The 11,108-nt window shown below is 73.5% G+C and carries 13 protein-coding genes and 1 pseudogene; 8 read left to right on the top strand and 6 right to left on the bottom strand.

Annotated elements, in window-relative coordinates:
- Positions 1-58: 58 nt before the first annotated feature.
- Positions 59-778, top strand: coding sequence for a thioesterase II family protein (locus HS045_RS24540; RefSeq protein WP_196453721.1), 720 nt, complete (start codon positions 59-61; stop codon positions 776-778).
- Between the two features lie 34 nt (positions 779-812).
- On the opposite strand, the gene HS045_RS35590 is transcribed toward HS045_RS24540, so the two are convergent.
- From HS045_RS35590 to HS045_RS36255, 3 genes and pseudogenes are all read right to left on the bottom strand, one after another.
- On the bottom strand, positions 813-1,028 hold the full coding sequence (locus tag HS045_RS35590; protein WP_196453854.1) for a triacylglycerol lipase: 216 nt from the start codon (positions 1,026-1,028) through the stop codon (positions 813-815).
- A gap of 22 nt (positions 1,029-1,050) precedes the next feature.
- Positions 1,051-1,341, bottom strand: a complete 291-nt coding sequence (locus HS045_RS36260) for a response regulator transcription factor (protein WP_307827689.1) — start codon at positions 1,339-1,341, stop codon at positions 1,051-1,053.
- A gap of 18 nt (positions 1,342-1,359) precedes the next feature.
- Positions 1,360-1,572, bottom strand: a pseudogene (locus tag HS045_RS36255) (response regulator transcription factor); the annotation flags it as partial.
- A gap of 56 nt (positions 1,573-1,628) precedes the next feature.
- Here HS045_RS36255 and HS045_RS24525 point away from each other — a divergent pair.
- The 4 genes from HS045_RS24525 (at position 1,629) to HS045_RS24510 (ending at position 6,087) form a co-directional block, all read left to right on the top strand.
- Positions 1,629-3,194, top strand: coding sequence for a hypothetical protein (locus HS045_RS24525; protein ID WP_196453720.1), 1,566 nt, complete (start codon positions 1,629-1,631; stop codon positions 3,192-3,194).
- Between the two features lie 177 nt (positions 3,195-3,371).
- The gene (locus HS045_RS24520; protein ID WP_196453719.1) at positions 3,372-4,280 is read left to right on the top strand and encodes a carbamate kinase; all 909 of its coding nucleotides are present in this window, start codon (positions 3,372-3,374) and stop codon (positions 4,278-4,280) included.
- Positions 4,281-4,331: 51 nt separating this feature from the next.
- Positions 4,332-5,432 carry a ring-opening amidohydrolase gene (locus HS045_RS24515; RefSeq protein ID WP_196453718.1) on the top strand — a complete coding sequence of 367 codons (1,101 nt, stop codon included), beginning with the start codon at positions 4,332-4,334 and terminating at the stop codon, positions 5,430-5,432.
- An 82-nt stretch (positions 5,433-5,514) separates the two neighbouring features.
- The gene (locus HS045_RS24510; RefSeq protein WP_196453717.1) at positions 5,515-6,087 is read left to right on the top strand and encodes an SseB family protein; all 573 of its coding nucleotides are present in this window, start codon (positions 5,515-5,517) and stop codon (positions 6,085-6,087) included.
- On the opposite strand, the gene HS045_RS24505 is transcribed toward HS045_RS24510, so the two are convergent.
- Together HS045_RS24505 and HS045_RS24500 are read right to left on the bottom strand one after the other, a co-directional pair.
- Positions 5,996-7,027, bottom strand: a complete 1,032-nt coding sequence (locus HS045_RS24505) for a hypothetical protein (protein WP_196453716.1) — start codon at positions 7,025-7,027, stop codon at positions 5,996-5,998. The genes HS045_RS24510 and HS045_RS24505 overlap by 92 nt on opposite strands.
- The gene (locus HS045_RS24500) at positions 7,006-8,001 is read right to left on the bottom strand and encodes a hypothetical protein (RefSeq protein WP_196453715.1); all 996 of its coding nucleotides are present in this window, start codon (positions 7,999-8,001) and stop codon (positions 7,006-7,008) included. Before HS045_RS24500 ends, HS045_RS24505 begins: the two co-directional genes overlap by 22 nt.
- Before the next feature lie 196 nt (positions 8,002-8,197).
- Here HS045_RS24500 and HS045_RS24495 point away from each other — a divergent pair, with 196 nt between their 5' ends.
- The 3 genes from HS045_RS24495 to HS045_RS24485 all read left to right on the top strand — a co-directional run bounded on the left by HS045_RS24495 (position 8,198) and on the right by HS045_RS24485 (position 10,195).
- Positions 8,198-9,028, top strand: a complete 831-nt coding sequence (locus tag HS045_RS24495; protein WP_196453714.1) for a prepilin peptidase — start codon at positions 8,198-8,200, stop codon at positions 9,026-9,028.
- 147 nt (positions 9,029-9,175) lie between these two features.
- A complete protein-coding gene (locus HS045_RS24490) occupies positions 9,176-9,640 on the top strand; it encodes an excisionase family DNA-binding protein (protein WP_307827681.1) in 465 nt (154 codons plus the stop codon).
- A gap of 3 nt (positions 9,641-9,643) precedes the next feature.
- Positions 9,644-10,195 (top strand): PIN domain-containing protein, encoded by a 552-nt coding sequence (locus HS045_RS24485; RefSeq protein ID WP_189235671.1) that lies wholly within the window; start codon positions 9,644-9,646, stop codon positions 10,193-10,195.
- 318 nt (positions 10,196-10,513) lie between these two features.
- Here HS045_RS24485 and HS045_RS24480 read toward each other — a convergent pair whose 3' ends face one another.
- Positions 10,514-11,077 (bottom strand): hypothetical protein, encoded by a 564-nt coding sequence (locus HS045_RS24480; RefSeq protein ID WP_196453713.1) that lies wholly within the window; start codon positions 11,075-11,077, stop codon positions 10,514-10,516.
- Between the last annotated feature and the right edge of the window lie 31 nt (positions 11,078-11,108).

Raw genomic sequence — 11,108 nt, 5'->3', positions numbered from 1 at the left:
GGATCCGGAGCAGGACGGGATCCGGCGCAGGACCGGGCCCGAACGGAGGAGAGACCGCATGACCTGGTTGCGCTGCCCCCGCCCCCGCCCGGCGGCGACCACCCGGTTGGTCTGCTTCGCCCACGCGGGCGGCTCGGCCACCGCCTACCGCGACTGGCCCGCCCTGCTGCCGGACACCGTCGAGCTGTACGGGGTGCAGCTCCCCGGCCGCGCCGACCGCTACGGCGAGCCGCTGCCCGAGAGCATGGACGCCCTGGCCGCCGCGGTCGCCGAGGAGCTGACCCCGCTGCTGGACCGGAGATTCGCCCTGTTCGGGCACAGCCTGGGCGCGCTGGTCGCCTACGAGGTCACCCGGATCCTGGAGGAGCGCGGCACCGGCCCGGCCCGGCTGTTCGCCTCGGGCTGCACGGCGCCGCACGAGCGCCGGGACCACCGGTACGCGGGCTACGACGACGACCGCCTGGTCGCCGTGCTCAACCGGCTCGGCGGCACCGAGACGGAGGTGCTGTCCCACCCGGGGATGCGCGAGCTCGTCCTGCCGTACGTCCGCGGCGACTTCCGGCTGGCCGAGACCTACCGCCACCGGCCCGGCCCGCCGCTGCGCACCCCGATCTCCGTCCTCGTCGGGGACGCCGACCCGGTCGTCACCCCCGCCCAGGCCAAGTCCTGGGAGGCGCACACCTCCTCGGACTTCTCGCTGACCGTCCTCCCCGGCGACCACTTCTACCTGCAGCCGCTCCGCGAGCAGGTCGTCGCCGAGGTGACCCGGCGCCTCTAGACGCTCGATCATCCGAGGGGCGGCACCGCCGGGATCAGAAGAGGAGCGCGGAGCAGTCCGGCCCGCAGTCCCCGCGCAGCCCCGCCGCCGGGCTGCGGTGCGGCGACCCCAGTGTGACCAGCTCGGCCACCTTCGCCGCCCCGCCCTCGAACCGCATGTACGCCCGGGGGACGAGCCCGCCCAGACCGTGCCCGACGATCGCGGCCCGCTCCGCCCCGGTCGCCGCTCCGTCGTCGGCGCGGTGTGACAGCCGGCGGCTCCGGTCCGGAGCGCTAACCGCGCTCCATGTGGCCGGCGCCCCACGCCCACGCCGCGATGCCGACCCGGTTGGGCGCGTGGATCTTGCGCTGGATGTTGGCGACGTGCGTCTTGACCGTACCGACGCTGATCGTCAGCTCGGCGGCGATGTCGGCGTTCGTCCCGCCGCGCGCCACGAGCCGGGCGATCTCCAGCTCCCGGTCGGTCAGCGACTCGGCGGGCGGTCGCCCGGCCGCCGGGGGGACGCGCAGGTGGCGGAGGAGTCGGACGGTGATCTGCGGACTGATCAGCGCGTCGCCGGCCATGGCCGCGCGGACCGCCTCGACGAGCAGCGCGGGCCCCGACCGCTTCAGCAGGAACCCGCAGGCGCCGTCGCGCAGCGCCGTGTGCACGTACTCGTCGAGGTCGAAGGTGGTCACCACGATCACCCGCGTCTCGGCCGCCAGCAGTCTGGTGACCTCCAGCCCGTCCAGCCGCGGCATGCGGATGTCGGTGAGCACCACGTCGGGGCGGAGCAGGCGGGCCTGTTCGAGCGCGCTGCTCCCGTTCGGCCCCGGCCACCGCGCGGCGCCGGGCGGTGTCCAGCGAACGCATGTACAGGCCCAACGCGGCGGCCGCGACCGCCAGGAGGGACCAGCCCGCGCACCCGGTGACCATGAGCGACGGCTCGCCCGGCCACAGCACGCGCATGAGCACCGAAGCGATCGCGACGCCCGGCAGCCCCGCCGCGGAGATCGCCCGGCGGCCGGGCGTGCGCCGGGCCGCCAGCAGGACCAGCGTCATCAACGCGAGCACCTCGGCCATCATCCACAGCGGGGCGGAGTCCCGCAGTCCCAGCAGCGGATGGGCGGCGGTGATCACGAGCGACACGGCGCCGCCCGTCTCCGCCGCCAGGGCGACGGGCACCCGCGGGGTGAGAAGCAAGACCACGGCGCCCAGCGCCGCGAGAGCCGCGATCATGTCCATGGCAGGGACTCTAGAAGGAAAGCGGCGGCGGGTGGATCCGCCGAACGGCGGATCATCGGGGGCCGCGGCCGCACAGGATCCGCCGGATGGCGGATGGGCGGCCGCCCGGCCCCGGACCAGGCTGGTCGCCATGGACACGACACTCACTCGGACAGCGACCCGATGGGCCCGGTGGGCCGCGCCCGCGGCGGGCGCGTGGTCGCTCGGGTACGGCGCGCTCGGACTGTGGTGGTCGCGCGGAGGCGCGGGTTTCCCCTTCGGGGAGGGCGACGTCCCCGACGCGCGGGCGGAGTCGCTCCTCGGCTCGGCCACCGCGGCGGGGACCGCCCCCGTCATCGCGGCCCTCGGAGCCGTGGGCGCACTGCTGGCACTGCTCCTGGCCCTGGTACGGCCGCGCGGGGTTCTCCGCGCCGCGCTCCTCGTCCCCGCATGGGGAGCCGCCTTCACGCTGGTCGCGCTCGTTCCCGACGGACGGGTCCTGCTCGCCCTCGCCTACGCGCCGATCGCCCTGGCCGGGGCGCCGTGGGGCTGGCCGGATGCGGACTACTTCGAGGTCGCGCTGCCGTGGCCGGTGGTGAACATGCTGGTCTGCCTGGTCGGCGGTCTGCTGTGGACGGTCGCGGTGCTGGCGTTCCAGCGGCGCACCCGGGGCGCCTGCGAGGGCTGCGGCCGGGTGGAGGGCCGGTCCGCGGGCTGGGCGAGCCCCGCCTCGGCGGAGCGGTGGGGCCGCCGGGCGGCGTACGTCGCCTTCGCCGTGCCCCTGCTCTACGCCGCGGTGCGATGGGCGTGGGCGCTGGAGATCCCGTTTCTGATCTCCGGGCGGGAGGTCGAGGAGCTGCACCGCAGCGGGCTGGTCTGGGGAGGGGCGGCACTGGCGACGCTGGCGACGCTCGGCGGGATCCTCTCGCTGGGGCTGACGCAGCGCTGGGGGGAGATCTGGCCGCGCTGGATGGTGGGACTGGCCGGCAGGCCCGTGCCCCCCGCCTTGCCCGTCGTCCTCGCCTCGCTGGTCACGGCCGTGCTGGCGTCGGCCGGAGCCATGATGGTGCGCATCACGGACTGGGGCGACCCCGCCGCCTGGCTGCTCAACCCGATGGCGTACTGGCCCCTGTGGGCCGTCGCGCTCGGTGCCGCCGCGCTGGGATACCGCCTGCGCAGGCGGGGCGGGTGCCGCCGCTGTACGTCGTCCTGAGCGGTCGTCCCCACCGAGGGCGACGTGGGACGACCGGCGGGGAACGTCGAGGGCGACGTGGCGATCGGCGGGAAGCGGTGAGGACGGCCGAGGTGGCGAGTGCTGTCGAAGAAGACCCGTTCCTTGGGCAAGGAGTGCCCATGAGCGGGGACCCGGCGGGCGGCTACCGTCGCCCCTGTGGGTGAACGTGTGCTGATCGCGCTCGGCGGCAACGCGATGACGGCCTCGGACGGGAGCGCCTCCCCCGGCGACCAGCGCCGCGCGGTCGAGGGGGCGATGGGCCACGTCGCGGCGCTGCTCGCGGCCGGCCACCAGGTGGTCCTCACCCACGGCAACGGCCCCCAGGTGGGCAACCTGATGCTGAAGAACCAGCTCGCCGCCGGCGTCGTGCCGCCGGTGCCGCTCGACTGGTGCGGGGCCCAGACCCAGGCCACCATCGGCACGCTCGTCCTCAACGCGCTGGAGGGCCGCGCCGCCGTCGTGGTGACCCGCACGCTCGTCGACCCCGCCGATCCCGCCTTTGCCGACCCGGTCAAGCCGATCGGCCGCTACGTCACCGAGGACGAGGTCCGCCGGTTCGAGGGGCTCGGCCAGACCTGGCGCCGCTTCGAGCGCGGCTGGCGCCGGGTGGTCGCCTCTCCGGAGCCGCTGCAGATCCTGGATGCGCCCGCGGTGGCGGCGCTGATGACCGCCGGGTTCGTCGTCGTGGCGGCGGGCGGCGGGGGCGTGCCGGTGGTCCGCACCCCCGCCGGGAGGCTGGCCGGGATCGAGGCCGTCGTCGACAAGGACCTCGCCGCCGCCCTGCTGGCCCGGACCGTCCGGGCCGCCATCCTGGTGATCGCCACCGATGTGCCCTGCGCCGCCACCGGTTTCGGCACGCCCGCCGCCCGCCCGATCGGCGCGGTCACCGCCGCCGGGCTCAGACGGCTCCAGGCGGCCGGGCACTTCGCCGGCGGCAGCATGGGCCCGAAGGTGGAGGCCGCCCTGCGCTTCGTCGAGCACGGCGGCGACCGGGCGGTGATCACCTCGCTGGAGGGCATCGGGGCGGCGGTCGCCGGGGAGACCGGGACCGTGGTGCGGAAGTGAGACCCCTGCGTGGTGCGGAAGTGCAACCCCTGGAACGGAAAGGCGGCCGGGATGCCGGAACCGATCGAAGTGCGCAAGGTGGCCATCGAGAGCGTGACCGACGCCTCCGGACTGGAGCGGCTGATCGACGACGGGGTGATCGAGGCGCACCGGGTGCTCGCGGTGATCGGCAAGACCGAGGGCAACGGCGGGGTGAACGACTACACCCGCATCCTCGCCGACCGGGCCTTCCGCGAGGTGCTCGCCGCCAAGGGCCACCCGGCCCCCGACAGCGTGCCGCTGGTGTGGTCCGGCGGCACCGACGGCGTGCTCAGCCCGCACGCCACGATCTTCGCCGCGACGGATCCCGACCCGGACGCCGCACCGGGTGACGAGCCGCGCCTGAGCGTCGGCATCGCGATGAGCGACGTCATCCTGCCCGAGGACATCGGCCGCCCCGCGATGGTGGAGAAGGTCGCCGCCGGAGTGCGCGAGGCCATGAAGGCCGCCGGGATCGACGACCCCGCCGACGTGCACTACGTGCAGACCAAGACGCCGCTGCTGACCCTGGCCACCATCAACGACGCCAAGTCGCGCGGCGGGGACGTGGTGACCGAGGACACCGGCCCGTCGATGGACATCTCCAACTCCACCACCGCGCTCGGCGTCGCCGTCGCCCTCGGCGAGATCGAGACGCCCCGGGCCGACCAGATCCACCGGGACCTGTCGCTGTACTCCTCCGTGGCGTCCTGCTCCAGCGGGGTCGAACTCGACCGGGCGCAGATCGTCGTCGTCGGCAACGTGCGCGGCATCGGCGGGCGCTACCGCATCGGCCACTCGGTCATGAAGGACGCGCTGGACGCCGACGGCATCTGGGAGGCGATCCGCTCCAGCGGCATCGACCTGCCCGAGCGCCCGCACCCGTCCGACCTGCAGGGCCGCCTGGTCAACGTCTTCATGAAGTGCGAGGCCGACCCCTCCGGCAGCGTCCGGGGCCGCCGCAACATCATGCTCGACGACTCCGACGTGCACTGGCACCGCCAGATCAAGGCCGCCGTCGGCGGCGTCGCGGCCAGCGTCACCGGCGACCCCGCCGTCTTCGTCAGCGTCGCCGCGGTCCACCAGGGCCCCAGCGGCGGCGGCCCGGTGGCCGCCATCGCCGACCTCGGCTGACACCCGCCGTACGGACCGGTCCGCCCGGGACGCCGAAACCGCGCGGCCGGCCCGCATGACCCCGCCGGTAGGGTGAACGTTCGTGCTGACCATTCCGCAACCCCTGGTCCCCGGCGACGACGGCGGCTCCGACGCCGCCGTGGCGTCCGCGCTCGCCGCCCACGCCGCGGGCACGGCCGGGGCGGACGAGGTGATCGCCGCACTGAGCGGCGCCCGGCTCCTGGTCCCGGTGGTGGCGCTGCTGACCTCCTCGGAGATCGGCGGGCACGGCCTGCGCCAGGAGAAGGAGAGCGAGATGGCCCTGCCGAAGCTCGTCGGCAGGGACGGCCGGGAGGCGGTGCTCGCCTTCACCGGGGCCGAGCCGCTGCGGCTCTGGCGCCCGGACGCCCGGCCCATCCAGTCCACGACGCCCCAGGTCTGCCAGGCCGCCGCGGCCGAGGGCGCCGCGGCCGTGGTGGTCGACGTCGCCGGACCGGTGCCGTTCGTGATCGAGGGCGGCGTGCTCGCCGCGTTCGCCGCCGTGCAGTCCGGGACGCTCGACCGGCTGGGGCCGGAGAGCGGGGTCACCGTGGCGCGGATGGAACAGGCCCCCGAGCCCCCCGCCCCGGCCCCCAGGCGTCGGCGGCTCGGTTGGCCACGACGTGGACGAGGTTGATCGTCAGGATCGCCGGAGCGACCACGGCGACGAAACCGCCGAAGTCGCGCTCGAAGACCAGGGCGAGGATCACCGCGGTGACGCCGTTCTGCTGGGCCAGCCCCAGGTGCACCCGGTCGACCACCGGCAGGCCGCGGGTGAGCACCAGCGCCGCGACCATCTGCGCGGCGAACGCGGCCAGGCCGAGCAGCACGCCCATGCCCAGGTTCGTGCCGCCCACCAGCAGCAGCCCCATCAGGAACGCCGAGAGCGCGAACGCCGCGCTCACCGCCCGCAGCAGCCAGCGCGCGTCCGGCAGCCGCAGGTACAGGCCCGCCGTCGCCAGGCCCAGCATGAGGGAGCTCCAGGCGGCCGACACGACCGCGCCGGCCGCCGCCAGATAGCTCAGCACCGGCGGGGCGTTCCTGACCAGCCGCCACACCAGGTAGGCGACCAGCGCGAACAGCGCGTTCAGCCCCAGGTCGGCGAAGTAGTCCGCCGACAGGCCGCCCCCGCCCGAGCCCCGCACCAGAGCCGCCGCGTAGACCGCCAGGATGATCGTCACCGGGTCGTCGAAGGACGACCACGCGCCGAGGATCGTCTTGGCCCGCGCGGAGAGCCGGTCGTCCTTCATCACGGAGGCGACGGAGAGCGGGTCGATCTGGGCGACCACCACGGCCATGATCAGGGCGCGCGGATCGCCCGAGACGAGGTGCACCACCCCGGCGATGAACGCCGTCTTCAGCACCACCCCGACCGTGACCGCCAGCACGATCAGCCGGGTGTGCTCCCTGGCCTCGGCCCGGTCGATGCCGTGCGTGCTGCCGTACAGGCCGATGGCCAGCAGCAGGCTGCTGAACAGCACGTAGGCGGAGGAGTGCTCCAGGCCGTCCAGCCCGCCGAGCTCGGCGGCCAGCCAGCCGGCGGCGACGACGGCGATCAGGAGCCCGATTCGGGCCAATGCTCACTCCTCGGGACGGACCGTAGGTGGCCCCCCGGTTTCGGGGGGCGCTCGCGCTGGTTGATCGGGGGCAGGGTGAAGTGGCCGCGGATCATGTCCACGAGCCGGGCCATCTTGTCGTCGGCGACGTCCACCTTGCGCTGGTCGAGCGTCACCCCGACCAGGTAGCGGGTCTCGTCGACCCAGTACAGGTACAGCGCGCCGCGCTCGACGTCGAGCACGGTCCGGATGAGGATGCCGCCCTCGATCCGCCGGAACTGGTCGTTGAGCCTGCCGGTGAGCCAGTTGAGCTGGTTGCCGGCCTTCAGGTAGAGCTCCCGGCGCTCCTCCTGGGCGGTGTCGTGGAAGAAGTGGGCCAGGTCGGCGTCGTCGAGCACGTCGGTGTAGAAGCAGCACCGCCCGCCGGCGTAGTAGGCGACGAAGTGCAGGTCGTCCTGGTCGACCAGGGAGACGCAGCTGCCGAGGGCCTTCTCCACCGCCGGGCCGATGTCCGGCACGGTGCGGATCAGGATCTCCGACTCGCCGATCACCTTCCGCTTGGTGGCGGTCGGCAGCGGGCCCATCCCGGCCTCCAGGTACGGCAGGTACAGGCCCCGGTTGTACTGGACCAGCAGGTAGACGCCGGTGGCGAAGGCGAACGCGCTGACCCCCGTGGTGATGAGCCCGTGCAGCTCGCCCGGGACCGAGCCCCGCCAGAGCACCGGGCCGAACGCGGCGGCGAATCCCAGTACGGCCTCGCCCGCGGCGGTGACCGTCAGCGCGGCCACCATCAGCACCGGCAGCCGCGCCCGGATCCGGCCGATCACCGTGGCGACCGCGGCGAGCGTCACGATCACCCCGACGACGGTGACGGCGCGGGCGGTGTCGTACTCCTCGCCCTCGATGTACCACGCGAGGAACTCCAGCAGGACGGGCAGCAGGACCAGCGACGCGATGACGACCGGCAGCCGTGCGAAGCGGTCCCTGCTGTCCACGTGATCCGGCCCTCCCCGGGGTAGGAGTGACCTCCAGACTCCATGATCGTCGCGGCGGGCGTCAATGACCTCGAACGTCATGCGGACCGGCGGCCGGGGCGGGCGGGCTCCCCGTGCCGCGGCCGTACGGGGCCCGGGACGCCGGTGCGCCGGCGACCGGGGGACAGGGGGGCTCCGCCCGGACTATGGTCGGTCGGTGATCCTCGTGCCCGCGCTCGCGGCCCTCGCCGGTCTGCTGATCGGACTGCGGTCCCGTGTCCTGGTGGTCCGGTACGCGGTCCCCGGAGGAGAACGGCCCGGCCCGGAGCCCGGCCCGGATTCCGGACCGGAGTCCGGAACGGAGCCCGGAGCGGAGTCCGAGGTCGGATCCGGGGCGGAGCCCGGCCGGGAGCCTGAGCCCGCTCACCGGTCCGGACCCGGCGGCACCTCCCGCGGCGTACGGCCCGGCCCGCCGCCGCTGGCGGTGGAGGCGCTGACGGCGGCGGCGCTGGGGGCGCTCGCCCTGCGGGCGGTGGCGGGCGGGCCCCTCCCGGACCTGTCGGCGGCCGCCGTCGTGGCGTGGTCGGCGGAGCTGCTGGCCCTGTGCTGGCTGGCCGCGGTCTGCGTCCTGCTGGCCTTCGTCGACGCGGCCGTCCACCGGCTGCCCGACCGGTTCACCCTCGCCGCCTACCTCGGCACCGCCGTCCCGCTCACGGCGGCCGCCGCGGCCGGCGGCAGGTCGGACGACCTGCTGAGGGCCGGACTGGGCGGCCTGGCGCTGGCCGTCTTCTACCTGGTGCTGTTCCTGGTCAACCCGGCCGGCATGGGGCTGGGCGACGTCAAGCTCGCCGCGAGCCTGGGCACGGCGCTGGGCTGGTTCGGCTGGGACGTCCTGGTCGCCGGCGCCTTCCTGGGCTTCCTGGCGGGCGGCCTGTACGGCGGGGCGCTGCTGCTCGCCCGCCGCGCGAACCGCAGGAGCGAGATCCCCTTCGGCCCGTTCATGATCATCGGCACGTTCGCCGTCCTCCTGGCGGGCCCTGCCCCCTGATCTGCCCTCTGCGGCCCGGAGGCGCCGACGCCGCACCAGGTGGTCTGTCCGTGGACTCCGTCGGCAGGGGTGAAGATCCTTCCACCCAGAGGCTCATCTCCTTGCGTTTGTATCGAGTAATGCGAATAATGCGAATAGGAGGTGGGGGTGACTTCTATCGCACAGGTCGGCTCGGTGTCGCCTGGAGCTGTTGATCCCGAGAAGGCGGCCAGAGCGCTGCGACGCATCAACGACTACCTCGTCCACAGTCCGAGCGACAGCGAGGAATTCGAGATCCTCGTCGAAGGCGGTGCCGATCAGGCTCTGGTGCTGCCGCGTCAGGCGGTGGAGATGTTCGCGTACATCCTCGGAGCAATGGCACGAGGACAGGGCGTCCAGATCATGCCGCTCAACGCCGAACTCACGACTCAGCAGGCCGCCGACCTGCTCAACGTCTCCCGCCCGTATCTCATCGGTCTTCTCGAACGCGGTGAGATCGACTATCGCCTCGTCGGGCGCCATCGACGGGTTCGGTTCGAGGCCGTCATGGAGTACATGCGCCATGACGATCTCAAACGCAGAGCCGTGGTCGACGAACTGTCACGCCTTGGACAAGAACTCGGCGAGGATTGATCCGTGGCTCCGGTGGTCGTCTACGACGCCTGCGCGCTGTACGGCAACGCCGTTCGGGACCTGCTCATTCGAGTGGGCCGGGCGCGCCTCGTACAGCCCCGATGGACCCATCAGATCCTTGACGAGCTCGACCGTGCACTTGCCAGGCGCCCCGCCGCGACAGAGGCGAAGCGTGAACGTCTGCGGACGCTCATGCTCCAAGCGGTGGCGGACTGCCTCGTCACCGGGTTCGAGCCGCTGGTCGAAGGGCTGAAATTGCCGGACCCGGACGACCGCCACGTACTCGCTGCGGCGATCAAAGCCGGAGCAGAGGTCATCGTCACCTCGAATCTCGCGGACTTCCCCGCCGATGCGTTGGACCCGTGGGGCATCGTCGCCAAGTCTCCGGACGCGTTCCTGTTGGACCTCGTAGACATCGCTGACAGAGTCGTCTTCTCGTGCGTTCAGCAGATAGCCGACCAACGGATCAATCCGCCGGAGACGTTGGACGAGGTGCTCAAGCAGCTTGAGCGCGGCGGTTTGGTGGAGACCGCCGCCGCGCTGCGCTTCGGCTGAGCGCACCCGGATAGGCCGTCGCAGATTCCATTGGCGACGGTCATCGCCGGTGAGACGCCGCCGGTCCCGGTTCACCGCCCGCGCAGATCCGCGACCGTGCTTCCGGTACGGCGGCGCAGCAGGACGCGCAGCGTGCGCGGATGCTCGTAGCCGACCCTGCGGGCGATGGACTCCATGGGTGGCCCGACCCGAGCAGCCTCACCGTACGGCTGCTGATCGCGTCGGCGGTCCAGTTCGCGTTCGTGGCGGCCCTGGCGGTCCGGATCATGAGGGGCCTGCCGCCGGACCTCCGTACCCCGCGCCGGCCGCTCTCCCCGGTCAGGACGGGAGGGCCGGAACGATCAGCTCCTCGCCGATGAGCCCGTTCAGCCGGCGCGCCTCGTCGTCGGTGAGGAACATCAGCACCGTCGCCTGGCCGTTGTCCATGCCGTGGAAGCGGCGGCCGTCGCCCTCCAGCTCGTCCATCAGGTAGGAGACGACCATCGGGTCGGCCCAGTCGTCGACGACCTCGACGCTCCAGCGGCGCCGCCGGCCGCCGGAGGTGTACTCGAGCCAGGCCTCGCGGGCGGCGAGGTCGACGTGGTCGCGCACGTCGGTCAGCGCGTCGGGGCGGCCCGCGATCCGGCAGAGCCGCCGGGCGATCCCGACGTAGGCGCCGGGGCCCTCGACGCACTCGGTGTCGAAGTTCCACACGCGCTCGGAGAACCGGCGGCCCCACGGCTCGGCCTCGACCTCGATGCCCAGCACGAACAGCAGCAGGGTGAACGGCTCGCTCTCGTACTCCTCGCGCGGGAACGAGTGCAGCAGCTCCTCCACGGTCCTGCCGGGGGCGAGGCCGATCCCGACCCCGGCGAGCGCGGAGAGCTGATCTTCGAGCGTCATGCGCCGATGTTAACGGGCGGCCGGTGCCCGC

Origin of the sequence: Planomonospora sp. ID82291, from assembly GCF_015711645.1 — a bacterium.
Taxonomy (GTDB): Bacteria; Actinomycetota; Actinomycetes; order Streptosporangiales; family Streptosporangiaceae; genus Planomonospora.
Note: the sequence above shows the minus strand (reverse complement) of the source record. Positions and strands in the feature narration are given on the sequence as shown.